Origin of the sequence: Streptomyces sp. NPDC018026, from assembly GCF_044327745.1 — a bacterium.
Taxonomy (GTDB): domain Bacteria; phylum Actinomycetota; class Actinomycetes; order Streptomycetales; family Streptomycetaceae; genus Streptomyces; species Streptomyces rubrogriseus.
This window is the reverse complement of sequence record NZ_JBIRFY010000005.1, coordinates 60,063-84,099: the sequence shown is the minus strand read 5'-3', so window position 1 is coordinate 84,099 and position 24,037 is coordinate 60,063. Positions and strand designations below refer to the sequence as shown.

The window sequence follows — 24,037 nt, the reverse complement described above, 5'->3', positions numbered from 1 at the left end:
ATGCCGTCCGTCCTCGTTTCCGTCTTACGTCGCGGAGTTCGTCCTTGATCACCCTCGCGGCGTACGGCGGTGCGGCGGCATGGGCCGGGGGTCCCGGCCGGCGGTCGGAGGGTCCCCGGCGGGAGGGCCGGGGGTCCCGGTGGCGCGTGGGGTGCGGCCGCCCTCGGGTCCGTAGCCGAACCGGATCAGCAGGTGCGGGTGGTGGCGCTGCCGGGTGCCGCTCATCGCCGCCCGCAGGTCGGGCCATTCCATCGCCTGGTGCAGCATCGAGGTGCGCACCCCGTGCGCGGTCGCGGTGAGCAGCACGCGTTGCAGGGCCTGCCCGGCGCGCAGCCAGTCCTGGCGCCGGTCGTGCGAGGTCCACAACAGGGCCAGCTGGACGTGCCGTTCGAAGCGCGGGGCCGGGCGGCCGAGCGCGGGCAGCGGGGCGGCGAAGTCCCGCATCGGCACGTGCCCGGAGCCGTCGCGGGGTCCCAGGGCGGTCGCGGGGATGCCGTACGGGGAGGCCGATCCCGGCGCGGTGAGCCAGGCGCGGGTCTCGGCGACGCGCTCGGCGTCGGCGGCGTTGCGGGCCTCGGCGGCCGCGGTCAGCCGCAGCAGGCGGCGGGTCGCGACGATGTCGGGGACGTCCAGGTACGCCCCTTCGGCGCGGGCGGCGGCGACCATCTCCGCGACGACGGGATCGGGCACCGGGCGGCCGGTGAAGGGCATCCGGCTGGTGTGCCGACGCTCGACGGCTTCGTACAGCCCGCCCGGCCGCGGCGGCTCGCCCGGCCGCCGCTGATCACCGTTCGGCCACCGCCGCACGCCGTTCGGCGGACGCTCGGCCAGTCGTACGGTCGCCAGGAGGCTCGGGTCGCCGACCGGGGGCAGGAGCTCGACGACCGGGTCCCAGCCCAGGTGGTCGGCGGCCAGACGGAGGTTGAGGACGGCCGCGCCCACGGACAGGTGCTGGGCCCGCCGCCCGGGGTCGGCGGCCGGGAGCCACCGTGCGTGGTCGGCGTGCACCTCGACGGTACGGCTGTCCGCGTCGAGGCCGAACCGCCAGGGCTGCGTGTTGTGCACGGACGGTGCCGCCACGGCCGCGGCGAGCAGGGTCTGGACGGCGGTGGCGTCGACTTCCCGGGTCTGCATGGCGGCTCCTTCTCGAAAGCTCTGCCCGTTTCCCGTACACCCTGCGTCGCCGCCGTGCCCGAGGGGAGGGGTGAACGGCCCCGGCGGCGGGCCGGGTGGCCCCGCCGGCCGCGCCACGCGGCGGCGGGCGGTGCTCCGTCGCGCGCCCGTCCTGGCGGCGAGCCCCCTGGTGTTGATCGCGTCCGGCCGTGGTGGACGGCCGGACGCGTGACCGGCCGGGCGGGCGCCCCGACGCAACCCGGGTGCCCCGGCCGGGGACGGGGGATTTCAGCGGCCGGCGGCCTGCGGGTGCGTCGGACCGATGGGCGGCGCCCGATCGATCACCGTCAGCATGCACCCGGGGGCGCGCCGGGCCCTGCGCCGACCGGCCCTGTCCGCAGGGCCGTTGGTCCCTGTGCCGGGCTCGGGAAGGGGGCCGGTCGCCCGGCGGGCGGGGGCCGCGCGACCCCGGGTGTGCCCGGCGGGCGCGGCCTAGCGTTCCGGACCATGGAGAACGATCGCGAGGGGCGGCGCCGGCAGTCGGGCGTCGCGGAGAACTGGCCGCTGGCCGCCCGCAGGCTGCTGACCCGCCGGGAGGTGTCGGCCGACGGCCGCGCCGTGTTCGGCGCGGGCGACGCACGCTGGGAGGGCTTCTACCGCGACCGCTGGTCGCACGACAAAGTGGTGCGCTCCACCCACGGTGTGAACTGCACCGGGTCCTGCTCGTGGATGGTGTACGTCAAGGACGGCCTCATCACCTGGGAGCACCAGGCCACGGACTACCCGTCCATCGGCGCCGACTGCCCCGAGTACGAGCCGCGCGGCTGCCCGCGCGGCGCGTCGTTCTCCTGGTACACCTACTCCCCCAGCCGGGTCCGCTACCCGTATGTCCGGGGCGCGCTGCTGAAGTTGTGGCGCGAGGCCCGGCGCCGGCTGGGCGATCCGGTGGCGGCCTGGGCGGAGATCACCGGTGACCCGGCGAAGGCGCGGGCGTACAAGCGGGCCCGCGGCAAGGGCGGTCTGGTGCGCGCGGACTGGGACGAGGTCAACGAGCTGGTCGCCGCCGCGCACGTGCACACCGTCAAGGCATACGGCCCGGACCGGATAGCGGGCTTCTCGCCCATCCCGGCGATGTCGATGGCGTCGTACGCGGCCGGTTCGCGCTTCATGTCCCTGATCGGCGGCACGCTGCTGTCGTTCTACGACTGGTACGCGGACCTGCCGCCGGCCTCCCCGCAGGTCTTCGGCGACCAGACGGACGTGCCGGAGGCGGCGGACTGGTGGAACGCGGGCTATCTGGTGATGTGGGGCTCCAACATCCCGGTGACCCGCACCCCGGACGCGCACTTCCTCACCGAGACCCGCTACAACGGCACCAAGGTCGTCGCGGTCTCGCCCGACTACGCGGACAACGTGAAGTTCGCCGACGAGTGGCTGGCCCCGCACCCGGGCACGGACGGGGCGCTGGCGATGGCCATGGGGCACGTGATCCTGCGGGAGTTCCTCGTCGACCGCGAGGTGCCGTACTTCTGGGACTACCTGAGCACCTACACCGACGCACCGTTCCTGGTGACCCTGCGCGAGAGCGGTCACGGGCTGGTCCCGGACGGCTTCCTCACCGCGGCCGACCTCGGCGGCGAGGAGGAGCACGCGCGGTTCAAGACGGTGCTCCTGGACGGGGCCACCGGCGAGACGGTGGTCCCCGGCGGCTCGCTCGGCTTCCGGTGGGGGGAGGCCGGGCGGGGCCGCTGGAACCTCGACCTCGACGGCGTCGAGCCCGAGCTGAGCCTGCTGGAGACGGCCGAGGAGATGGCGGAGGTGGCGCTGCCCCGGTTCGACGAGGGCGCCACCGAGGGCGGCTCGGTCATGGTGCGCGGGGTCCCGGTACGGCGGATCGGCGGCCGGAAGGTCACCACGGTCTTCGACCTGATGCTGGCCCAGTACGGGGTGGCCCGGCCCGGCCTGCCGGGCAGCTGGCCCGCCTCGTACGACGACGCGCACCAGCCGTACACGCCCGCCTGGCAGGAGACGATCACCTCGGTGCCGGCCGCGCAGGCGGCCCGTATCGCCCGCGAGTTCGCGCGCAACGCCGAGCGCACCGGCGGCCGTTCGATGATCGCCATGGGTGCGGGCACCAACCACTGGTTCCACTCCGACACCATCTACCGGGCGTTCCTGGCGCTGACCACCATGACCGGCTGCCAGGGCGTCAACGGCGGCGGCTGGGCGCACTACGTCGGCCAGGAGAAGGTCCGCCCGCTGACCGGCTTCCAGCATCTGGCGTTCGCCTTCGACTGGCAGCGGCCGACGCGGCACATGACGGGCACCTCGTACTGGTACCTCAACACCGACCAGTGGCGCTACGAGGCCTTCGGGCCCGAGGAGTTGGCGTCCCCGCTCGGGGAGGGCCGGTTCCGGGGCAAGGGCTTCGCGGACTGCCTGGCGCAGGCGGTGCGCCTGGGCTGGACGCCGGGCCATCCGGGCTTCGACCGCAATCCGCTGGACCTGGCCGACGAGGCGGCCGCCGCGGGCCGCCCGGTCGCCGAGCACGTCGTGGGCGAGCTGACGGCCGGACGGCTGCGGTTCGCGGTCGAGGACCCGGACGACCCGGCCAACTTCCCGCGGGTGCTCACCGTGTGGCGGGCGAACCTGCTGGGTTCCTCGGGCAAGGGCAACGAGTACTTCCTGCGCCATCTGCTGGGCGCCGACGCGGCCGTCCGCTCGGCCGAGACCCCGCCGGAGCAGCGGCCCGAGGAGGTCGTGTGGCACGAGCGGGCGCCGGAGGGGAAGCTGGACCTGCTGGTCACCATGGACTTCCGGATGACCTCGACCGGGCTGCTGTCCGACGTGGTGCTGCCGGCGGCGACCTGGTACGAGAAGGACGACCTGTCCAGTACGGACATGCACCCCTTCGTGCACGCCTTCACCCCGGCCATCGCACCGCCGTGGCAGTCGCGCACCGACTACGACACCTTCCTGGGCATCGCGGACCGCTTCAGCGAGCTGGCGGCCGAGCACCTGGGCACCCGCACCGACGTGCTCGCGGTGCCGTTGCAGCACGACACCCCGGACGAACTCGCCCAGCCGGGCGGCGTGGTGCGCGACTGGCGGGCCGGTGAGTGCGAGCCGGTGCCGGGGCGGACGATGCCGAGGCTGGTCGTGGTCGAGCGGGACTACGCGGCCGTCGCGCAGAAGATCCGCGCCGTCGGCCCGCTCCTGGACACCCTCGGCACGACCACGAAGGGCGTCACCGTCCACCCCGACCGGGAGGTCGAGGAGTTGCGGCACCGCTGCGGCACCGTGCGCGAGGGGGCGGGCGCCGGGCGCCCCTCGCTGGCCACCGCGTCCGACATGTGCGAGGCGATCCTCGCCCTGTCCGGCACCACCAACGGCCGCCTGGCGACGGAGGGTTTCCGGGAGCTGGAGCGGCAGACCGGCAGCGAGGGCCTGGTGGAGCTGGCCGCCGAGCGCGAGGCCGAGCGGATCACCTTCGCCGACACCCGCACCCAGCCCCGCTCGGTGATCACGTCCTACGAGTGGTCGGGCTCGGAGGCCGGCGGGCGCCGCTACTCGCCGTTCGTCATCAACGTCGAGCACAAGAAGCCCTGGCACACCCTCACCGGCCGCCAGCACTTCTTCGTCCAGCACGACTGGATGGCCGAGCTGGGCGAGCAACTGCCCGTCTACCGGCCTCCGCTGCACGCGATCGGGCACTACGGCGACGAGCACCTGCACGAGGACGGCCGGGCCGAGGTCACCGTCCGCTACCTGACCCCGCACTCGAAGTGGTCCATCCACTCCAACTACCAGGACAACAAGTACATGCTCGACCTGTCCCGGGGCGGCCCGGCGATCTGGATGTCCACGGCCGACGCGGAGCGGATCGGCGTCCGGGACAACGAGTGGGTCGAGGCCTACAACCGCAACGGCGTGGTGGCGGCCCGTGCGGTGGTCACCCACCGGATGCCCGAGGGCACGGTGTACATGTACCACGCCCAGGACCGGACCGTGAACGTGCCGAAGACCGAGATCAGCGGCAGGCGCGGCGGTATGCACAACTCGCTGACCCGGCTGCTGCTCAAGCCCACGCACCTGGCCGGCGGCCACGCCCAGCTGACCTACGCCTTCAACTACTACGGGCCGACCGGCAACCAGCGCGACGAGGTCACCGTGATCCGCCGCCGAAGCCAGCGAGTGGAGTACTGACATGCCCCGTGGCGAAGCCACCGTCGGACGGGTGATGGCGCAGATCGCCATGGTGATGAACCTCGACAAGTGCATCGGGTGCCACACCTGTTCGGTGACCTGCAAGCAGACCTGGACCAACCGCACCGGCGTCGAGTACGCCTGGTTCAACAACGTGGAGACCAAGCCGGGCATCGGCTATCCGCGCCGCTACGAGGACCAGGAGAAGTGGAAGGGCGGCTGGACCCTGGACCGCCGGGGGCGGCTGGTGCTGCGCTCGGGCGGCCGGGTCAGGCGGCTGCTGTCCCTGTTCTCCAACCCGGACCTGCCGGTCATCGAGGACTACTACGAGCCGGTGACCTACGACTACGACAACCTGGTGAGCGCCCCCGCAGGACCCGACCTGCCGGTCGCCCGGCCGCGCTCGGTGCTGACCGGCCGGCCCGCCGCCATCACCTGGGGCGCCAACTGGGAGGACGGTCTGGGCGGTGCGCCGGAGCACGCGGGCGGCGACCCCAACCTGAGCGGGGAGTGGGCCGAGAAGGTCCGCTTCGAGTTCGAGCAGACCTTCCTCTTCCACCTCCCGCGGCTGTGCGAGCACTGCCTCAACCCGGCCTGTGTGTCGGCCTGTCCGTCCGGCGCGATGTACAAGCGGGTGGAGGACGGCATCGTCCTGGTCGACCAGGACCGCTGCCGGGGCTGGCGGATGTGCGTGACGGCCTGTCCGTACAAGAAGGTGTACGTCAACCACGCCACCGGCAAGGCCGAGAAGTGCACGTTCTGCTTCCCGCGCATCGAGGCGGGCCAGCCCACCGTCTGCTCGGAGACCTGCGTCGGCCGGCTGCGCTACCTGGGCCTGCTGCTGTACGACGCCGACCGGGTGGGCGAGGCGGCGGCGACCCCGGACGAGCAGGACCTCCTCGACGCCCAGCGCGGTGTATTCCTGGACCCGCGCGATCCCGAGGTGATCGCGGCGGCGCGGGCGTCCGGCATCCCGGAGGACTGGCTGGCGGCGGCCCGCCGCTCGCCGGTGTACGACCTGGTCGCGCGGTACAAGGTGGCGCTGCCCCTGCATCCGGAGTACCGCACCCTGCCGATGGTCTGGTACGTGCCGCCGCTCTCCCCCGTCCTGGACGCCGTCACCGTGGCGGGCGGCGACCAGGACGACCCGGACCACGTGTTCGCGGCGGTGACCCGGCTGCGCATCCCTCTCGAATACCTGGCGAGCCTGTTCACGGCCGGGGACACGGACGTGGTGGGCGGGGTGCTGATGAAACTGACCGCGCTGCGCTCGTACATGCGCGCCGTGTCCCTCGGCGAGGACGGGGACGAGGCGGCGCTCGGCGCGGTCGGGCTGGACGCCGCCGAGGCCCGGGACCTGCACCGGCTGCTGGCGGTGGCGAAGTACGCCGACCGCTACGTCGTTCCGGCCGCGCACAAGGAGGACGCGGCCGCGCTCAGTGCCCTGGAGAGCGGCTGCCCCGTGGAGTCGGCCGGTGCTCCGTCCGGCGGCAGGGTCGCCCTCGGCATGCCCACCCTGCGCCGCACCTCGACGGAAGGCCCCGCATGAGCCCGCTGCCCACCACCGTCCCCGCCATCGTCCGCACCCGGGTCCGCGCGGCCGTCCGGCGCCGGGCTCCGATGTCCCCACGGGAGGCGGAGGAACGTGCGCTGGTGCTGCGTCTGCTGTCGCTGCTGTCGCAGTACCCGGACGAGGAACTGGCGGCGCACCGGCCGCGGTTGGCGTCCGCCGTCGCGGCTCTGCCCCGGTCGCCGGCCGCCGCGGAACTGAACGCCTTCATGGACTGGTTCACCGCCCAGGAGACCGACGCGCTCGCCCGGCACTACGTCGAGACCTTCGACCTGCGCCGCCGGAGCAGCCTGTACCTCACCTACTACCTGCACGGCGACACCCGGCGCCGGGGCATGGCCCTGCTCACCCTGGCCCGGCGCTACCGGGCCGCCGGGTGGGACACCGACGGCGCGGAGCTGCCCGACCACCTGCCCGTCGTGCTGGAGTTCGCCGCGCTGGCCGGTCCCGGCGCGGGCGAGGCGCCGCTGCGGATGCACCGGCGCGGGCTGGAGCTGATCCGGCACGCGCTGACCGAGTCCGGCTCCCCGTACCGGCACCTGCTGTCGGCGCTGCTCGGCCTGTTGCCGCCCGCGACCGACGCGGACCGGGCGGCAGTGGCGAAGCTCGCCGCGGAGGGGCCGCCCGAGGAGGAAGTGGGCCTCGATCCATACGGAGCCGCCCACGGAGCAGGTCACGGGGCGGGTCACGGCCACCCGGCCTACGGGGACGGCGAGTTCGCCCCGACGTCCGCCTTCGTGCCGCCGACGGCCGCCCCGCCCACCCGGGCCCCGCGCACCGCGGACGGCCCCCGCCCCGAAGGACGTTCATGAACACCGCCTCCTCGCCCCACGCCGCCGCGTCGGTGTCCGGAGCCGATCTCTTCCTGTGGGTCGCCGTCCCCTACGTCTGTCTCGCCGTGTTCGCGGCCGGGCACGTGTGGCGCTACCGGCAGGACCAGTTCGGCTGGACGTCGCGCACCAGTCAGCTCCTGGAGCACCGGTGGCTGCGCTGGGGCAGCCCGCTGTTCCACCTGGGGGCGTTCATGGTGATCGCCGGTCACGTGGTGGGGCTGGCCGTGCCCGCCTCCTGGACAGAGGCCGTGGGCGTCGACGAGCACCTGTACCACATGGGTGCGGTGTGGGCCGGTTCGGTGGCGGGCGTGGCGATGGTCGCGGGGCTGGGCATGCTGTGCGCTCGGCGGCTGCTGTCCCGGCGGATCCGGCTGGGCACCGACCGCAGCGACAAGGTGCTGTTCCCGCTGCTGTCCCTGACCGTGCTGCTGGGCATCTCCGCGACCGCCGCGCACAACGTCTTCGGCGGCGGCTACGACTACCGGGGCACGGTGTCGGTCTGGTTCCGCGGGCTGTTCGCGCTCGAGCCCCGGCCGGAGGCGATCGCCGACGCCCCGCTGCTCTTCCGGCTGCACGCGCTGAGCGCCTGCCTGCTCTTCGCCGCCTGGCCGTTCACCCGGCTGGTGCACGTCTGGAGCGCACCGGTCGGATACCTGGTCCGCCCCTATCTGGTCTACCGGCGCCGCGCCACCCCGGCACGGGCCTCACGGACCCGCTCGACGACCGGTAGCTAGTCCGGTGAACGGGCTAGTCCTGTGCGGTGGGACGGACCACGATGTCGCCCACGTCGACGCCGTCGGGCTGCTCGACGGCGAAGGCGACCGCGCGGGCCACGGCCTGCGGCGGGATGGCGATCCGGTCCCTGGTGTCGAGGGTCCGGGCCCTGGCCCCGGCGTCCGGGATGCCGTCCGCGAAGTCCGTGTGGACGAATCCCGGTGAGACCACGGTGACCCGCAGGCTGTCACCGGCCTCCTGGCGCAGCCCCTCCGACACGGTGCGCACCGCGTTCTTCGTCCCGGCGTAGACCGACATGAGCGGGCTGATGCGCAGTCCGGCGGTGGAGACGATGTTGACGAAGTGGCCGGAGCCCTGTTCCCGGAAGACGGGCAGGGCCTCGGCGATGCCGTACAGGACGCCCTTCAGGTTGACGTCGATCATCCGCTCCCAGTCCGCGACGCGGAGTTCGTCCAGGGGTGAGATCAGGCCGACGCCGGCGTTGCCGACGAGGACGTCGAGCCGGCCGAAGCGTTCGCGGGCCAGGTCGACGAGTGCGGCGAGGTCTTCGCGGCGGGTCACGTCCGTACGGATCCAGGCCGCCTCCCCTCCGCTCTCGCCGATGCGCCGGGCCAGGTCCTCCAGACGCTCCGGGCGGCGCGCCCCGAGCACGACCTTGGCGCCGCGCTCGGCGAGCAGGAGGGCGCTCACCTCGCCGATGCCGCCGCTGGCACCGGTGATCGCCACGACCTTGCCTTCGATTCCCGACATGTTGGGCAGTCCTTCCGGACGGGGACATGGGCAGAGCTGTGTCGTGCCCTAGAGTGAAAGTGGAGGCGCCGCCACTTCCGCCACAGTAAGCGGGGACGCCTCCACTTAGCAACCGGCGACGAGGAGAGGGCCGCCCATGTCCGACGCCACGAAACGGCCGCTGAGGGCCGACGCACAGCGCAACCGGGACAAGATCCTGGCCGCCGCCGTGCGGGTGTTCAGCGAGGAGGGGCTGGACGCGCACCTCGAGCGCATCGCCAGGGAGGCGGGCGTCGGCAGCGGCACCCTCTACCGGAACTTCCCCACCCGCGAGGCCCTGATCGAGGCGGCGTACCGCAACGAGGTGGCGCGACTGTGCGACTCCGTGCCCGGCCTGCTGGCCCAGCTGCCCCCGGCCGAGGCGCTGCGCGCGTGGACCCGCCGCTTCATCGACTACGCCACGGCGAAGCTCGGGATGGCGGACGCCCTGCGGGCCGTCGTCGCCTCGGGCGGCGATCCCTACGGCGACAGCCGGCAGCTGATCCAGTCCGCCCTGACGGCCCTCATGGACGCCGGCGTCGCGGCCGGTGGGATCCGGTCCGACATCAGGTCGACCGACATGTTCGCCGCCCTCGCGGGCATCGCCCTCACCTCGTCCCGCCCCGACCAGCGCGAGCAGGCCGAACGCCTTCTCGACCTCGTGCTGGACGGCCTGCGCCCCACGGCACCGCACCCCGCATGACAGTGCCTGCCCTCACGTAGACTCCGCGGCATGGGTCGATGGGAGCCGAACGCGCGCGGCCGCCTGGAGCAGGCGGCGCTGGAGCTGTACGTGGAGCGCGGCTACGAGCAGACGCCGGTGGCCGAGATCACCAAGCGTGCGGGGCTGACGGAGCGGACGTTCTTCCGGCACTTCGCCGACAAGCGGGAGGTCCTCTTCGCCGGGTCCGGCAGGCTGGAGGAGCTGTGCGTGGGCGCCGTCGCGGCGGCGCCCGCGACGGCGAGCCCGATGGAGGCGGTGGCCGCCGCACTCGACGCCGCGGCGGGCGTCTTCGAGGAGCGCGGTGACCTGGTCGGCCTGCGGCAGGGCGTCATCGACGCCAACGCGGAGCTGCGGGAGCGGGAGCTGATCAAGCTCGCGTCCCTGTCCGGCGCGCTCGCCGCCGCGCTGCGCGGGCGCGGTGTGGAGGAACCGGCGGCGGAGCTGACCGCCGAGTCGGCGATCGCGGTGCTCAAGGTCGCCTTCCGGCGCTGGATCGACGGGGGCCGGGAGCGACCGCTGCGGCCCCTGCTCGCCGAGTGCTTCGAGGTGCTCCGCACTCTGTCCGCACGGGGCGCCGCGAACGTCGGTTAGCCACCCGGCCCGGCCGCCCCGCACGCCGGGCGGGCGGAGCAGCGTCGTCCGGACGTCGTCGTCCCGCGTTGCCGGGGTGTGCCGCACCCAGGCGGGGACCGTCCTGGTGCGTCCCCGATGTCCCGTACAGACTCGGCGCAGCAGATGCGGGACCATCCATCGGAAGGACATCGTCATGACGCAGACCTCCAAGGTCGTCCTGGTGACCGGCGCGAGCAGCGGGATCGGTGAGGCGACGGCCCTGCGCCTGGCCGCCGACGGCCACCGGGTGTTCCTGGGCGCGCGCCGCACCGAGCGCCTGGAGAAGCTGGCCGCGCGGATCGCCGCGGACGGCGGCACCGCGGGCTTCCGGCGGCTCGACGTCACCGACGCCGCCGACGTACGGGCGTTCGTGTCGGCCGCGGTCGAACGCTGGGGCCGAGTGGACGTGATGGTCAACAACGCGGGCGTGATGCCGCTCTCGCCGCTCTCGGAACTGAAGGTGGCCGAGTGGGACCGGATGCTCGACGTGAACGTCCGCGGCGTGCTGCACGGCATCGCGGCCGCCCTGCCGGTCATGCGGGCGCAGGGCGGCGGGCACGTCGTGAACATCGCGTCGGTCGGCGCGTACGAGGTGGTGCCGACCGCCGCCGTCTACTGTGCGACCAAGTTCGCCGTGCGCGCCCTGTCCGAGGGGCTGCGCCAGGAGTCGGCCGGGGACATCCGGGTCAGTGTGGTCTCCCCGGGCGTCACCGAGTCGGAGCTGGCCGACTCCATCTCCGACCCGCGTGCGCGCGAGGACATGAAGTCCTACCGCTCGGTGGCCGTTCCGGCGTCCGCGATCGCCGACGCCATCGCCTTCGCCGTCTCCCGGCCCGCCGAGGTGGACGTGAACGAGATCGTGGTGCGCCCGTCCGCCAGTGCGCAGTAGACGTCCCGACGGGCCCGGTCGCGTCCGGGCCCGTCGGTTAACCGGTGTACAGAAAGGGGCCGTTGCGACGTAGGTTGTGGGCAAGCACCCACGCCTCGGCTGAAAGACGGACCGCACCCATGAGCGACCCCTCGACGACTCCCGGCCACACCGCGCAGCAGAAGATCGACACGTCCGTGCCGCACTCGGCCCGGATCTGGAACTACTGGCTGGGCGGGAAGGACAACTACCCGGTCGACGAGCAGGCGGGCGACGCGTACACCGCCGTCTTCCCCGGCATCGTCACCGTCGCCCGCAGCAGCCGCGCCTTCCTGCGCCGCAACATCACCCACCTGGTCGCCGAGGCGGGCATCCGGCAGTTCCTCGACATCGGCACCGGGCTGCCGACCGCCGACAACACCCACGAGGTCGCCCAGCGCATCGCGCCCGAGAGCCGGATCGTCTACGTCGACAACGACCCGATGGTCCTCGCCCACGCCCGCGCGCTGCTGTACTCCACGCCCGAGGGCGCGACCGCGTACATCGACTCGGACGTGCTCGACCCCGACACCGTCCTCGAGGCGGCCGCCCGGACGCTGGACTTCGACCGGCCCATCGCGCTGATCCTCAGCAACATCCTGGGCCACATCCCCGACTACGACCGGGCACGCTCCGTCGCCGCCCGGCTCGTCGACGCCCTGCCGTCCGGCAGCTACCTCTCGATCAACGACGGCTCGCGCGGCATCGACCCCGAGTTCGACCGGGCCCAGGACGGCTACAACGCGAGCGGTGCCGCTCCGTACATCCTGCGCACCGTCGACCAGATCACGGCGTTCTTCGACGGACTGGAGCTGGTGGAGCCCGGCGTGGTCCCGGTGACCCGGTGGCGCCCGGACGCGGACGACGAGGACCCCGGGCTCATCGGCGAGCACGGCGGACTCGCCCGCAAGCCGTGACGTCCTGACCCGCGCCGGAGCGAGAGGAACCCGCACCATGTCCGCATGGCCGTTGCCCGAAGCGTTCACCGGCGGTTCGGGCACCGTCCGCTGGAACCGGCTGGGCGCCCCGGACGGGCGCCCCCTGGTCCTGCTGCACGGCACGCCCTTCTCCTCGTACGTCTGGCGCGCGGTGGCCCGCTCGCTGGGGCGCGACCACCAGGTGTTCGTCTGGGACATGCCCGGCTACGGACTGTCGGAGAAGAGCGCCGGGCAGGACGTGTCGCTGGCCGCGCAGGGCCGGGTCTTCGCGGAGCTGCTGGAGCACTGGGGGCTGGAGGAGCCCCTGGTGGCCGCCCACGACTTCGGGGGTGCCGTCGCCCTGCGGGCGCATCTGCTGCACGGTGCCCGGTACCGGGCGCTCGCCCTGGTCGACCCGGTCGCGCTGGCACCCTGGGGGTCGCCGTTCTTCCGGCTGGTCCGCGACCACGCCGAGGTCTTCGAGCAACTGCCCGAAGCGCTGCACCGGGCGCTGGTGCGCGAGTACGTCGGTTCCACCGGCGGTCCGGGACTGCACCCGGCGGTCCTGGACCGGCTGGTCGAGCCCTGGCTGGGCGAAACGGGGCAGCCGGCCTTCTACCGGCAGATCGCCCAGGCGGACCAGCGGTACACGGACGAGATCCAGGACCGGTACACCGGCATCGACGTCCCGACGCTGATCTGCTGGGGCGAGGACGACGCCTGGATCCCCGTGGCCAGGGGACGCGAACTGGCCGGTCTCGTCCCCGGTTCCCGGTGGGAGCCGATCGCCCACGCGGGCCACCTGGTCCAGGAGGACGCGCCCGCCGAGCTGACGGCCGCCCTGCTCGACTTCTTCCGCCGCGTCCCCTGAGGCCCCTCGTCCCGCGGGAGGACATGCCGCCCCGCGGGAGGACATGCCACAGGGCGGGGCCCCGGGAAACGAGCGTTCCGTTCCCCGGGACCCCGCCCTGCTCGGCGATCTCCCGATCAGGCGGGGGTGATGTTCTCCGCCTGCGGGCCCTTCTGGCCCTGGGTGATGTCGAAGGTCACGGCCTGGCCTTCCTGCAGCTCGCGGTAGCCCTGAGCGTTGATGTTGGAGTAGTGCGCGAAGACGTCGGGGCCCCCGCCGTCCTGCGCGATGAAGCCGAAGCCCTTTTCAGAGTTGAACCACTTGACAGTTCCGCTGGCCATGCCTTTTGCCTTTCAGCCGTTATCGGATTCGCACCGCGCGAACCCGGAGGTGGTCGTCCTGGTCCTCCGGCATTGCACAGCAAACCGCCCGCACTCCTGGGCGGGCGGTCTGGGCGAACCACGACATCTGCTGCTGACGCTACACGGCATGTCCGAGCCTCACCAGTGAGTAAGGGGTGCGAGCAGGAACCTTGTTGCCGACCCGAGTCCTCGGCCACCGCCCCGCGGGTCCCCGCTGCGCCATCCGGGGGAGACGGCGAGGCGGCCGCACAACCCGGTTCCGGAAGTGGTCTAGCTATGAAGAGACCACACACGGAGTCGGAGATCGATATGACCGTCAGGAAAGCGCTGGCCCTGGTGATCGGCGCTGCCATGTGCACCGGCGTGCTGGCCACCGGCTGCGCCCGGGAGCACGCGGGCGCCTCTTCCCAGGACGCGCACGCACCCGGGAGTTCCGCGGCCCCGCGCCCGGCCCCACCGCGCTCCTTCCCCCGCCCGCTGCCCGGGGTCGGGCCGGTCATGCGGGACCGCCTCCCGGACGGCACCCGGCAGGCCCTCGTGGTCACCGGCGAGACCGAGAGCTCCTCTCAGGCGCAGGTGGTTCTCTACGAGCAGTACCCGGCCGAGGGCTGGCGCGCGGTCGCCGGTCCCTGGCCCGCGCACAACGGCCTGCGCGGCTGGACCGACGACCACGAGGCGGGCGACCTGCACACGCCCATCGGCGTCTTCGGCCTCAGTGACGCCGGCGGCAGGCTGCCCGACCCGGGCACCCGGCTCCCCTACGACGAGGACCCGGAGTTCTCCGTGTCGGGCACCGGGTACCTGGGCGAACCCCTGGAGGGGTCGTTCGACTACGTGGTCGCCATCGACTACAACCGGGTGCCCGGCACCACCCCGCTGGACAAGACCCGCCCCCTGGGCGAGGACGAGGGCGGCGGGGTCTGGATCCACGTGGACCACGACGGGCCGACCAACGCCTGCGTGTCCCTGAGCGAGGAGCACATGCGCGCCCTGCTGACCGCCCTGGACCCGGACAAGGAGCCGGTCGTCGTCATGGGCCCGGAGGAGGTCCTGGCGCGATAGCGCCTCACGCGGGGCGCGACGGCCCGTGCGGCCGGTTCAGCCGACCGGCGGCATGTCGGTGGGCGCCGAGTCGAGGCCGGGCCTGCGCCCGCTCCAGGCGCCCCGGGTGAAGTCCGGTATCTCGACGGGGCGGCCGCCCCTGGCCAGCGACGTGACGCTGAGCGGGACGGGCGAGCACCAGGCGGCCGAGTCGTAGACGTCGATGTCCGGAACCAGCCCTGCGCGCATCAGCTGGACGGTGCGCCACTGCAGGACGTAGTCCATGCCGCCGTGGCCGCCGTTGTTCGCGGCGTCGTCTCCGACCTTCTGCCACAGCCAGTGGTCGTACTCCTTGCGGTAGCCCTCGAAGTCGCGCCAGGTGTGGCCGCCGTGGTCGGGCTCGACGTAGATGCGGGCGCCGGTCGGGGCGGGACCGGCGTAGTCCTCGACGATGCCGCGGCTGCCCGCGAGGGTGTTGATCCGGCTGTAGGGCCGGGGCGAACTCACGTCGTGCTCCGCCCTGATCGTCCTGCCCCGCGCCGTCTCGATCAGGCAGGTGACCAGGTCACCGTTGATGTAGGTCTCCTTCCAGGACGGGTGGTCCCGGGGGACGAAGCGGGCCCGGTAGTCGGCCAGCCCCTTCGGGGCCGTCGTGGTGGCGCGCAGGGTGGTCATGCGGTCGCCGCGGTTGACGTCCATGGCCGCCGCGATCGGGGCTAGACCGTGCATGGGGTAGAAGGAGGCGGTGCTGCGGGTGTGCCACAGCCGTCGCCAGGAGTCGGTGTAGTAGGTGTCCGAGAAGAGCAGTTCGCGCAGGTCGTGCAGGTAGCCGCCGTGGCCGTTGGTGAGGTCTCCGAACAGGCCGTCGTGCGCCGCCTTCAGCATGGCCAGTTCGTTGCGGCCGTAGTTGCAGTTCTCGGACAGGAGCAGGTGTCTGCGGGTGCGCTCGGAGGTGTCGACGAGGTCCCACAGCTGGCGCAGTTCCGTCGCGATGGGCAGTTCCACGACGGCGTGCCGGCCGCTGAGCAGCGCGGCCCGGCCGTGCTCGTAGTGGAACTCCCAGGGCGTGGCGATGTACACGAGGTCGATGTCGTCGCGGCGGAGCATCCGGGCGTAGGAGTCGGCCGAGCCGCCGTACTCGGCGGGGCGCGGGTTTCCCTTGCTCTCCAGTCGGTCGGCGGCGCGCCCGGCCCGGTCGGCGCGGATGTCGCAGACGGCGGTCACGGTGCAGCCGGGCACGGCCGACCAGCCGGTGATCATGCCGCTGCCCCGGTTGCCGAGGCCGACGACCGCGACGCGCACGGTTGTGTGGGCGGCGAAGGGCACGCCGATCATCGACTTCTGGCCGGGCCTGCGGCGGGGCGCCTGCCCGGCCGCCGACGCGGCGGGGGCGGCGGCCCCGATACCGGTCGCGAGGGCGCCGGAGGCGGCGGCGGAGCCCAGGAGCAGTCGGCGTGAGACAGCGGGCGTTTTGGACATGACGGCAACACTCCTCGTGGCGGTTCGCATCACGGTCGGGGCGCGGTCGGGCAACGTCGGGCTGTCGAACACTTTCGGGGCATGACTCTGCGACTTCAGCCGTGACATGTCAATACGTGCTCGATACAAAGCAGTTCCGAGCACTTCCGCGCACTTCCGCGCAGCTCCTCGCCGTTCCGCGTCGTTCCGCGTCTTTCCGCTTACCCGAGGTGCCGCTACATCCCGTCCTGCACCACCCCGCGTGTCGAGAGGGTGACGGGGTCCTTGGTGGTGAAGTCCCCCGGCGGGATGCCCGGGTGGTGCCCCTCGTCGGAAGGCGGTGCCTGGTCGCGCGGGCCCAGGGTGAGCCGGGAGACGATCCGGTAGCGGTCGCCCCGGTAGAGGGAGTGCACGTACTCCACGGGCCGGCCCCGGGTGTCGGTGGTCAGGCGCTCGAAGAGCAGCGCCGGGGAGAGTTCGGGCACGTCGAGCAGGTCGGCCTCGGCGCGGGTGACCACGGTGGGTTCGATGGACTGCACGGCCTCGCTGACCCGCACGTCGTGCCGCTCGACCAGGTGCTCGTACAGGTCCCCCTGCTCCAGTTCCTCACTGGTCAGGTCCGAGACGAGGTCGGCCGGCACGTGCAGGTACTCGATGGCCATGGGTGAGCCGTCGACCAGCCGAAGACGTGCCACGTAGTGGATCTGCGCCGCCGGCGACATGCGCAGCTTGCGCCCCACCCGGGCGCCCGCGGGCAGGGTGCGGACCTCCAGGAGCCTGCTGGTCCAGGCGCCGGCGGCCTGCGGAAGGCTCAAGGCCCGGCGGTCTGAGACCAGTTCCTGGGTGATCTTCTCGGCGGCGACGAACATGCCCCGGCCGTGCTCGCGCACCAGCAGTCCGGCGACCACCAGTTCGTCGACCGCTGCCCGCAACGTCGGGCGGGACACGCCCAGTTCGGCGCACAGGGTGCGCTCCGAGGGAATCGCGTCGCCGGGGCGCCGGTCCTCGACGAGTTCCAGGATTGCGTCGCGGACGCGCTCCCGCTTGAGCACCGCACCGGAGGCGGCGGCGTCGATCTCCATGCACTACTCCCGTGACTGGTCTGCTGGTCAGCCGAGCTTACCTGTCCACCTCGGACGTGAACCAGCCACTTCCCGCGTCCGATCGGCCGAAAGCCCGTACATACGTGAGGGGTTGACGCCCTCATTGGTCCATGCCACCTTCGACCAACGCCGACTGGTAAGTCCTGCGCCCCTTACTGGTCAAGTGCGGGTGCGTCGTCCCTTCCAGCTCTCCCAGAGGTGAACCGTGAAGTACCGTTCGCTCGCCCTGCTCTCCACGCTGGTGCTCGGCTCCGGGCTCGTCGCCTGCTCCTCGTCCGGCGGCGCTGGGGACGGCAGGACCGCCCTCGACGTCTGGCTCATGCGTGACAGTGTCTCGGCCCAGTTCCAGAAGGAGTTCGAGACGGGCTTCGAGAAGGCCCACCCCGGGATCGACGTGAAGATCCAGATCCAGGAGTGGGAGGGCATAGGCGAGAAGGTGACCGCCGCCCTGGCCAGCAACGACGCCCCGGACGTCATCGAGGTCGGCAACACCCAGGTCGCCCAGTACGCGCAGAGCGGCGGCCTGACCGACTTCTCGGACCGCGTCGCGGAACTCGGCGGCGGCGACTGGCTGGAGGGGCTCGCGAAGCCCGGGTCGTACGACGGCAAGCAGTACGGCATTCCCTACTACGCGGCCAACCGGGTGGTCATCCACCGCACCGACCTGTTCGAGAAGGCCGGGATCGATCCCGCCCGGATCCGGACCAGGGACCAGTGGATCGCCGCCACCCGCAAGCTGAACACGGGCGGGACCCAGGGCATCTACCTGCCGGGGCAGAACTGGTACGTGCTGTCCGGGTTCGTCTGGGACGAGGGCGGCGACCTGGCCGTGAAGTCCGGCGGCGGGTGGAAGGGCGGCCTCGACAGCCCCGGGGCGCTGCGCGCCATGGACTTCTACCGGCGTCTCCAGGCCCTGGGCAAGGGCCCCAAGGACTCGGACGAGGCCCGGCCGCCGCAGGCGGAGGTGATGGCCAAGGGGCAGGTCGCCCAGATCGTCGCCGTGCCGGGCGGGGCCAAGGTCATCGAGGAGAAGAACCCGGAACTCAAGGGAAAGCTCGGCTTCTTCCCGGTCCCCGGCAAGACCGCCGACGGTCCGGGCGCCGTCTTCACCGGCGGCTCCGACCTGGTCGTCCCGGCCGTCGCCGCCCACCAGGAGGAGGCGTTCACGCTCATCCGCGAACTGACCGGTGACGCCTGGCAGAAGAAGCTCGCCGTCGCCATGAGCTACGTACCGAACAAGACCACCCTGGCGGGCGCGGTCGCCGACGACCCGGGCACCGCGGCCATGGCGGCCGGCGCCGTGAACGGACACGCCACGCCCAACACGCCCCAGTGGGCGGCGGTCGAGGCCAAGAACCCGATCAAGGAGTACATGACGGCCGTACTCACCGGCGAGGACGCCGCGTCCGCGGCCGCCGAGGCCTCCCGGACCATCACCGAGACGCTGGGCGGCGACTCCTGACCCCCACCGCCCCCGGCCCCACGACCACGACCACGACCACGACCACGACCACGAGACCAGGAGGCGACGTGTCGACCGTCCGTGAGCGGAGCGTGCCGCGCGGCGCGGCGGGCCGGGGGACCCTGTGGCCGTACCTGCTGGTCGCCCCCGCCGTGCTGGGCATGCTGTACCTGCTGCTCTATCCGCTGGCCCGCGCCGTGCTCATCTCCTTCCAGGACTTCCGGCTGCGTCAGCTCATCCTGGGCGACGCCGACTTCGTCGGGCTGCGCAACTACCGGACGCTGCTCGGCGACCCGGAGTTCTGGGAGGTGGTGCGCCGCACCTTCGTGTTCATGGCGGTCAACGTCGTGGCCATCATGGTGCTGTCCACCATGGTCGCGCTGATGACCGAGCGGCTGGGCCGGGCGGCCAGGACCGTGGTGCTCAGCTCCCTGGTCCTGGTCTGGGCGGTGCCGGTGGTCGCGGCCACCACCGTCTTCCAGTGGCTGTTCCACTCCGAGTTCGGCATCGTCAACGAGACCCTCACCGGCCTCGGGTTCGCGTCGTACGAGGGCTATCCCTGGTTCGCGCACGGCGGGGCCGCGTTCGGCATCGTGGTGGTGCTGATCGTCTGGCAGTCCGTGCCGTTCGCCGCGATCACGCTCTACTCGGCGCTGGTCACGGTGCCGGCCGAGCTGTACGAGTCGGCCCGCATGGACGGCGCGGGGGCCGCGCGCGTCTTCCGGTCCGTCACCTTCCCGCTGATCCGGCCGATCTTCATGCTGGTGCTGTCCCTCGAAGTGATCTGGACGTTCAAGGCGTTCGTGCAGATCTGGGTGATGACCCGCGGCGGACCGGGCGAGGCCACCGCCATCCTGCCGGTGTACGCCGTGCAGACCGCGCTGGCCGGCCAGCGCTACGACCTGGGCTCCGCCGCCTCGATGCTCACGGTCCTGCTGATGAGCGGCGTCCTGGTCCTCTACTTCCGCCAACTGTTCCGTCAGGAGGGCGAGCAGCCGTGAGCACCCCGCGTCCCCGCCCCCGGGTGCGCCGCGCCCTGCGCCGCCTCCCGCTGAACGCCGCCGCCGCGCTCACCGTGGTGGTCTGCCTCTTCCCCGTGTACTGGATGGTCACGACCGCGTTCAAGCCGTCGACGGACATCCAGTCCTACGATCCCCGGCTGGTGCCGAGCGCCTGGACGTTCGAGCACTTCCGCAAGGCGGTCGGCGCCGACGGCTTCGCGCTGTTCTGGCGCAACAGCCTCCTGGTCACCCTGAGTGCCGTGCTGCTGGCCCTGCTGGTCGCCCTGGGCGCCGCCTACGCCGTGGCCCGCATGCGCTGGCGCGGGCGCCGGCAGTTCATGCTGGCGGTGTTCGTCGCGCAGATGGCGCCCTGGGAGTCGCTGATCATCCCGATCTACATCATCTCCCGCGACACCGGGATGCTCGACCGGCTGCCGACGCTGACCCTGATCTACTTCATGATCACGCTGCCGTTCACGGTGGTCGTGCTGCGCGGCTTCATCGCGGGCATCCCGCCGGAGCTGGAGGAGGCGGCCCAGGTCGACGGCTGCACCCGGGCCGGGGCCTTCCGCAGGGTGGCGTTCCCGCTGCTGGCCCCCGGGCTCATGGCCACCTCGCTGTTCGGCTTCATCACCGCCTGGAACGAGTTCACCTACGCCAACTTCCTCATCATCAAGCAGCAGGACAGCCGCACGCTCCCGGTGTGGCTCTCCTCGTTCCAGTCGACCTTCGGCACCGACTGGGGGGCCACCATGGCGGCCGCCACGCTCTTCGCGCTCCCCGCGCTGATCATCTTCCTCGCCCTGCAACGGCACGTGACGGCCGGGCTGGCCTCGGGCGGCGTCAAGGGCTGACCGGGACCGCCCTCCCTGCCCCCCTTCCGCGCTCTCCTCCGCCTCTCCTCCGCCTCCGCCTCTCCTCCGCCTCCGCCTGCCCCTCGCCCTCACTGTCGCCGCACCGCCGACCACCGGAGCCGCCCCGTGGACCTGCCACGCCCCGAACTGGCCCTAGTCCCCCGCCCCCGCCGTCTGTCCACCCGTTCCGGCCGCTTCCGGCTCGACGACGCGACCCGGCTGCGGGTCACCCCGGGGGCCGGTCCCGCCGCGGCCCTGCTGCGCACCCTCCTCGCCCCGGCCACCGGACTGCCCCTGGACTCCGCCGCCGACGGGACCTTCGTCATCGCCCTCGACCCCGCCCTGACCGGCCTCGGCGAGGAGGGGTACGGCCTGACCGTGAGTCCTCAGGGCGTTCTGCTGCGGGCCGCCCGCCCGGCCGGACTGCTGCGCGGAGTGCAGACGGTGCGGCAGCTCCTGCCCTACGAGGCCCTGTCCGGGCGGCCGGTGCGCGGGGTCCCGTGGGAGCTGCCGGCCGTGGAGATCACCGACGTACCCCGCCATGCCTGGCGCGGCTCCATGCTCGACGTGGCCCGGCACTTCCAGCCGGTGTCCTATCTGCGGCGGTACGTCGACCTGCTGGCGCTGCACAAGCTGAACGTCTTCCACCTCCACCTCACCGACGACCAGGGCTGGCGGATGCCGGTGGCGGCGCACCCCCGGCTGACCGAGGTCGGCGGCCGGCGCGCGGAGTCGATGGTGGGCCCCGCGGGCAGTGACCGGTTCGACGGTGTGCCGCACGGCGGTTCCTACACCCGTGCGGAGCTGCGGGGCCTGGTCGCCTACGCGGCGGAGCGCGGCGTGAGCGTCCTGCCGGAGACCGGTGTTCCGGGGCACGTCCGTGCCGCCCTGGCCGCGTACCCCGAGCTGGGCACCGACCCCGCCCGCCGACTGGACGTCTGGACGCACTGGGGCGTGTGCGAGAACGTCCTGGGCACCGGCGGCCACGTCCTGGACTTCTTCCGCACCGTCCTGGACGAGGTGATGGACGTCTTCCCCTCGCCGTACGTGCACATCGGCGGGGACGAGGTGCCCACCACGGAGTGGGAGCTGAGCCCGGCGGCGCGGGCCCTGGCCGCCCGTGAGGGGCTCGCGGGGCCCCGCGCGCTGCACCCCTGGTTCATCGCGCGGCTGTCCGAGCACCTGATGCGCGCGGGCCGCAGGCCGGTCGTCTGGGCCGAGAGCGGCGTCGCCCTCCCCCTTGACTGCACGGTGATGAGCTGGCGCGACCCGGCGCACGCCCGGGCGGCGGCACTGCGCGGGCACCGGGTCGTGCACGCCGACCACCGCGCGACCTACTTCGACTACCCGCGCGGCCCCGGTCCCGGGGAACCGCCCGCCCAGCCCGGGGTGGTGGTGGACCTGCGCGCCGTCCACGACGTGGACCTCGCGCCGCCGACTCCGGAGGCGGCGTCCCGGGTGCTGGGCGCCCAGGGCCAGTTGTGGACGGAGTTCGTCCGCACCCCGGAGCACATCGAGTACCTCACCTTCCCCCGGCTGTGCGCACTCGCCGAGCGGGTCTGGGACGGCACGTCGGGCTGGCGGGACTTCACGGCCCGGCTGGCCGGACACCGGGCCCGGCTGGACGCCCTGGACGTCCCGCACGCCACCCCGCCGCCCGGTCCCCCCGTGCCGTTCCCCCACACCCCGCACCACCCACCGACGCTCCCGCTCCGGCGGGAGTCGTACCGAAAGGATCCCGCATGAGAAACCGACCCACCGCGGGCCGCGCCCGCCTGGCGCTCGCCCTGTCCGTTCTGCTGGGCGGCGGTGCCCTGACCGCCCTCCCCGCCCAGGCCGCTCCCGCCGCCGACGGTCTCACCGTCCAGTACCGCACCAGCGCGGGCGGAGCCACCGCGGACCAGACGGAACCCTGGTTCAAGGTCCGCAACACCGGCTCGTCCACCGTGCCGCTGAGCCAGGTGAAGATCCGCTACTACTTCAAGGCGGACTCCCCGAACGCCTCCTACCGCTTCGCGTGCTCCTGGGCGGTGCGCGGCTGCGCCGCCGTCACCGGCACGTTCGGCACCCTGAGCAGTCCGACCGCGACGGCCGACCGCTACCTGGAGATCGGCTTCACCACGGCGGCCGGCACCCTGGCGCCCGGTGCGGACACCGGTGACCTGCAACTGCGCTTCTACCAGAGCGACTGGCAGCCGCTGCGGCAGAGCGACGACTACTCCTTCGGCGGCGGCCAGACCTCGTACGCGACCTGGGACAAGGTCACCGCCCAACTGGCCGGGGCCACCGTCTGGGGAACGGCTCCCGAGGGCAACGACCCCACGGACCCGACCGATCCGCCCGGCGGCGGTCAGACCCTGTTCGACGACTTCGACTACAGCTCGCACACGGATCCCGCGATCTCGGCCCACGGCTGGAGCGTGCGCTCCAACTCCGGCGGGCCCGGCGTCCCCGGTGCCACGTGGGACCCGTCGAAGGTCACCTTCGTCTCCGCCGGAGGCAACTCGGTGATGAACCTGGAGACGTCCACGGCCGGCACCGGCGCGTCCACCACGCAGACCGAGGTCCTGACCAAGTCGATGAAGTTCAAGGACGGCACGTACGCGGCGCGGGTCAAGTTCGCCGACACGCCGAGGTCCGGGCCCGACGGGGACCATCTGGTGCAGACCTTCTTCACCATCAACGACCTCAAGGCCCCGATGGCCGACGACTACGCCGAGTACGACTTCGAGTACCTGCCGAACGGCGGGTGGGGCGAACCGTCGAACATCCTCTACACGACCTCCTGGGAGACCTACAACCCCGATCCCTGGCAGGCCGTCAACCAGCACTCCGAGCAGCGCAGCAGCTACGCCGGCTGGCACGACCTGGTGGTGACGATCGACGCCGGCGCCATCACCTACTACGTGGACGGGCAGCCGTTCGGCACGCATGACGCGCGGTACCTGCCGGAGCGGCCGATGTCGATCAACTTCAACCAGTGGCTGATCGACCTGAACGGCCAGACGTCTACGACGCCGCGCGCCTACGACCAGCAGGTCGACTACGTCCTGCACGTCAAGGACCAGGTGCTCACCCCGGCCGAGGTCGCGGCCAAGGTCGCCGGGTACCGCGCCGCCGGTACCGGGTTCGTGGACGAGGTACCCGCCGCGTGATCCCCGGCGGGGACGGTCAGAACAGCCGCTCCTGACCGGGCGCGGGCCGTCCCCGCCGGTTGCGCGGCCGGGTGCCGGGTGCCGGTGCCGTCTCGCCGAACAGGGGGGCGGTGCCGTACTCGTCGGGCTCGGCCGGGACGGTGGCGGGGCCGGTGCCCACGTTGAGGACCAGTGGGGCGTCCCGGTCGAAGTCGCCCGGCGTCATCGCCACCCAGTCACGGTCCTGCCGCTCTCCCACGCACCGACACCTCTCTCGCGCCGCCCGCCGCGACCACGCGACGCTACCAGCCCCGCGGCAGCGCCGTGATCACGGCTCCCGCCCGGCCCGCATCCATCGTTCCCGGGTATCGGGAAGCCGACGCCTGA

General features: G+C 72.7%; 21 protein-coding genes. 15 read left to right on the top strand and 6 right to left on the bottom strand.

The genetic code is table 11. The annotated features are described in order from the left end of the window. Positions 1–48: 48 nt before the first annotated feature. A complete protein-coding gene (locus ACH4D3_RS17645; protein ID WP_398322951.1) occupies positions 49–1,134 on the bottom strand; it encodes an Acg family FMN-binding oxidoreductase in 1,086 nt (361 codons plus the stop codon). A 486-nt stretch (positions 1,135–1,620) separates the two neighbouring features. On the opposite strand from ACH4D3_RS17645, the gene ACH4D3_RS17640 reads away from it, so the two are divergent. The 4 genes from ACH4D3_RS17640 to narI are packed head-to-tail and all read left to right on the top strand — an operon-like array spanning position 1,621 to position 8,456. Next, positions 1,621–5,319, top strand: a complete 3,699-nt coding sequence (locus ACH4D3_RS17640) for a nitrate reductase subunit alpha (RefSeq protein WP_398322949.1) — start codon at positions 1,621–1,623, stop codon at positions 5,317–5,319. 1 nt (position 5,320) lies between these two features. Beyond that, on the top strand, positions 5,321–6,868 hold the full coding sequence (narH, locus tag ACH4D3_RS17635) for a nitrate reductase subunit beta (protein ID WP_398322947.1): 1,548 nt from the start codon (positions 5,321–5,323) through the stop codon (positions 6,866–6,868). Continuing rightward, positions 6,865–7,701 (top strand): nitrate reductase molybdenum cofactor assembly chaperone, encoded by an 837-nt coding sequence (narJ, locus tag ACH4D3_RS17630; RefSeq protein WP_398322945.1) that lies wholly within the window; start codon positions 6,865–6,867, stop codon positions 7,699–7,701. The genes narH and narJ overlap by 4 nt, the downstream gene beginning before the upstream one ends. Then, the gene (gene narI / locus ACH4D3_RS17625) at positions 7,698–8,456 is read left to right on the top strand and encodes a respiratory nitrate reductase subunit gamma (protein WP_398322943.1); all 759 of its coding nucleotides are present in this window, start codon (positions 7,698–7,700) and stop codon (positions 8,454–8,456) included. Before narJ ends, narI begins: the two co-directional genes overlap by 4 nt. A 13-nt stretch (positions 8,457–8,469) precedes the next feature. Here the strand turns inward: narI and ACH4D3_RS17620 are convergent, their stop codons facing one another. Continuing rightward, positions 8,470–9,207 carry an SDR family oxidoreductase gene (locus ACH4D3_RS17620; protein ID WP_398322941.1) on the bottom strand — a complete coding sequence of 246 codons (738 nt, stop codon included), beginning with the start codon at positions 9,205–9,207 and terminating at the stop codon, positions 8,470–8,472. A 136-nt stretch (positions 9,208–9,343) separates the two neighbouring features. On the opposite strand from ACH4D3_RS17620, the gene ACH4D3_RS17615 reads away from it, so the two are divergent. The 5 genes from ACH4D3_RS17615 to ACH4D3_RS17595 all read left to right on the top strand — a co-directional run bounded on the left by ACH4D3_RS17615 (position 9,344) and on the right by ACH4D3_RS17595 (position 13,256). Then, entirely contained in the window at positions 9,344–9,928 is a 585-nt protein-coding gene (locus ACH4D3_RS17615) for a TetR/AcrR family transcriptional regulator (RefSeq protein WP_398322939.1), read from the top strand. A gap of 30 nt (positions 9,929–9,958) precedes the next feature. Next, a complete protein-coding gene (locus ACH4D3_RS17610) occupies positions 9,959–10,540 on the top strand; it encodes a helix-turn-helix domain-containing protein (protein ID WP_398322937.1) in 582 nt (193 codons plus the stop codon). A gap of 175 nt (positions 10,541–10,715) precedes the next feature. Then, the gene (locus tag ACH4D3_RS17605) at positions 10,716–11,450 is read left to right on the top strand and encodes an SDR family oxidoreductase (RefSeq protein WP_398322935.1); all 735 of its coding nucleotides are present in this window, start codon (positions 10,716–10,718) and stop codon (positions 11,448–11,450) included. 119 nt (positions 11,451–11,569) lie between these two features. Continuing rightward, positions 11,570–12,385: an SAM-dependent methyltransferase gene (locus tag ACH4D3_RS17600; protein ID WP_398322933.1), complete on the top strand. Its 816-nt coding sequence runs from the start codon at positions 11,570–11,572 to the stop codon at positions 12,383–12,385. A 37-nt stretch (positions 12,386–12,422) separates the two neighbouring features. Next, positions 12,423–13,256: an alpha/beta fold hydrolase gene (locus ACH4D3_RS17595; RefSeq protein WP_398322931.1), complete on the top strand. Its 834-nt coding sequence runs from the start codon at positions 12,423–12,425 to the stop codon at positions 13,254–13,256. Positions 13,257–13,372: 116 nt separating this feature from the next. Here ACH4D3_RS17595 and ACH4D3_RS17590 read toward each other — a convergent pair whose 3' ends face one another. Continuing rightward, positions 13,373–13,576 carry a cold-shock protein gene (locus ACH4D3_RS17590; protein WP_003978336.1) on the bottom strand — a complete coding sequence of 68 codons (204 nt, stop codon included), beginning with the start codon at positions 13,574–13,576 and terminating at the stop codon, positions 13,373–13,375. Positions 13,577–13,906: 330 nt separating this feature from the next. Here ACH4D3_RS17590 and ACH4D3_RS17585 point away from each other — a divergent pair, with 330 nt between their 5' ends. Continuing rightward, the gene (locus tag ACH4D3_RS17585) at positions 13,907–14,659 is read left to right on the top strand and encodes a hypothetical protein (protein WP_398322929.1); all 753 of its coding nucleotides are present in this window, start codon (positions 13,907–13,909) and stop codon (positions 14,657–14,659) included. Positions 14,660–14,695: 36 nt separating this feature from the next. On the opposite strand, the gene ACH4D3_RS17580 is transcribed toward ACH4D3_RS17585, so the two are convergent. Both ACH4D3_RS17580 and ACH4D3_RS17575 read right to left on the bottom strand, forming a co-directional pair. Further along, positions 14,696–16,117 carry a Gfo/Idh/MocA family protein gene (locus ACH4D3_RS17580; RefSeq protein WP_398322927.1) on the bottom strand — a complete coding sequence of 474 codons (1,422 nt, stop codon included), beginning with the start codon at positions 16,115–16,117 and terminating at the stop codon, positions 14,696–14,698. 215 nt (positions 16,118–16,332) lie between these two features. Further along, positions 16,333–17,178, bottom strand: a complete 846-nt coding sequence (locus ACH4D3_RS17575; protein WP_398322925.1) for a GntR family transcriptional regulator — start codon at positions 17,176–17,178, stop codon at positions 16,333–16,335. Positions 17,179–17,404: 226 nt separating this feature from the next. Between ACH4D3_RS17575 and ACH4D3_RS17570 the strand changes: the two genes are divergently transcribed. From ACH4D3_RS17570 to ACH4D3_RS17550, 5 genes are all read left to right on the top strand, one after another. Beyond that, on the top strand, positions 17,405–18,661 hold the full coding sequence (locus ACH4D3_RS17570) for an extracellular solute-binding protein (protein WP_398322923.1): 1,257 nt from the start codon (positions 17,405–17,407) through the stop codon (positions 18,659–18,661). A 68-nt stretch (positions 18,662–18,729) separates the two neighbouring features. After that, a complete protein-coding gene (locus ACH4D3_RS17565) occupies positions 18,730–19,662 on the top strand; it encodes a carbohydrate ABC transporter permease (protein WP_398322921.1) in 933 nt (310 codons plus the stop codon). After that, the gene (locus ACH4D3_RS17560) at positions 19,659–20,516 is read left to right on the top strand and encodes a carbohydrate ABC transporter permease (protein ID WP_398322919.1); all 858 of its coding nucleotides are present in this window, start codon (positions 19,659–19,661) and stop codon (positions 20,514–20,516) included. The genes ACH4D3_RS17565 and ACH4D3_RS17560 overlap by 4 nt, the downstream gene beginning before the upstream one ends. Positions 20,517–20,642: 126 nt before the next feature. Then, complete coding sequence (locus tag ACH4D3_RS17555) at positions 20,643–22,262, top strand: beta-N-acetylhexosaminidase (protein WP_398322917.1); 1,620 nt, start codon at positions 20,643–20,645, stop codon at positions 22,260–22,262. Then, complete coding sequence (locus tag ACH4D3_RS17550) at positions 22,259–23,671, top strand: cellulose binding domain-containing protein (protein WP_398322915.1); 1,413 nt, start codon at positions 22,259–22,261, stop codon at positions 23,669–23,671. Before ACH4D3_RS17555 ends, ACH4D3_RS17550 begins: the two co-directional genes overlap by 4 nt. A 16-nt stretch (positions 23,672–23,687) precedes the next feature. Here the strand turns inward: ACH4D3_RS17550 and ACH4D3_RS17545 are convergent, their stop codons facing one another. Next, entirely contained in the window at positions 23,688–23,909 is a 222-nt protein-coding gene (locus tag ACH4D3_RS17545) for a hypothetical protein (RefSeq protein ID WP_398322913.1), read from the bottom strand. Positions 23,910–24,037: the final 128 nt, after the last annotated feature.

Coding starts and splice junctions, on each gene's coding strand:
- ACH4D3_RS17575 (WP_398322925.1), bottom strand. CDS start 17,178: ATGGAGATCGACGCCGCCGCCTCCGGTGCGGTGCTCAAGCGGGAGCGC.
- ACH4D3_RS17615 (WP_398322939.1), top strand. CDS start 9,344: ATGTCCGACGCCACGAAACGGCCGCTGAGGGCCGACGCACAGCGCAAC.
- ACH4D3_RS17645 (WP_398322951.1), bottom strand. CDS start 1,134: ATGCAGACCCGGGAAGTCGACGCCACCGCCGTCCAGACCCTGCTCGCC.
- ACH4D3_RS17585 (WP_398322929.1), top strand. CDS start 13,907: ATGACCGTCAGGAAAGCGCTGGCCCTGGTGATCGGCGCTGCCATGTGC.
- ACH4D3_RS17600 (WP_398322933.1), top strand. CDS start 11,570: ATGAGCGACCCCTCGACGACTCCCGGCCACACCGCGCAGCAGAAGATC.
- ACH4D3_RS17605 (WP_398322935.1), top strand. CDS start 10,716: ATGACGCAGACCTCCAAGGTCGTCCTGGTGACCGGCGCGAGCAGCGGG.
- ACH4D3_RS17620 (WP_398322941.1), bottom strand. CDS start 9,207: ATGTCGGGAATCGAAGGCAAGGTCGTGGCGATCACCGGTGCCAGCGGC.
- ACH4D3_RS17640 (WP_398322949.1), top strand. CDS start 1,621: ATGGAGAACGATCGCGAGGGGCGGCGCCGGCAGTCGGGCGTCGCGGAG.
- narJ (WP_398322945.1), top strand. CDS start 6,865: ATGAGCCCGCTGCCCACCACCGTCCCCGCCATCGTCCGCACCCGGGTC.
- ACH4D3_RS17550 (WP_398322915.1), top strand. CDS start 22,259: ATGAGAAACCGACCCACCGCGGGCCGCGCCCGCCTGGCGCTCGCCCTG.
- narI (WP_398322943.1), top strand. CDS start 7,698: ATGAACACCGCCTCCTCGCCCCACGCCGCCGCGTCGGTGTCCGGAGCC.
- ACH4D3_RS17580 (WP_398322927.1), bottom strand. CDS start 16,117: ATGTCCAAAACGCCCGCTGTCTCACGCCGACTGCTCCTGGGCTCCGCC.
- ACH4D3_RS17610 (WP_398322937.1), top strand. CDS start 9,959: ATGGGTCGATGGGAGCCGAACGCGCGCGGCCGCCTGGAGCAGGCGGCG.
- ACH4D3_RS17590 (WP_003978336.1), bottom strand. CDS start 13,576: ATGGCCAGCGGAACTGTCAAGTGGTTCAACTCTGAAAAGGGCTTCGGC.
- narH (WP_398322947.1), top strand. CDS start 5,321: ATGCCCCGTGGCGAAGCCACCGTCGGACGGGTGATGGCGCAGATCGCC.
- ACH4D3_RS17595 (WP_398322931.1), top strand. CDS start 12,423: ATGTCCGCATGGCCGTTGCCCGAAGCGTTCACCGGCGGTTCGGGCACC.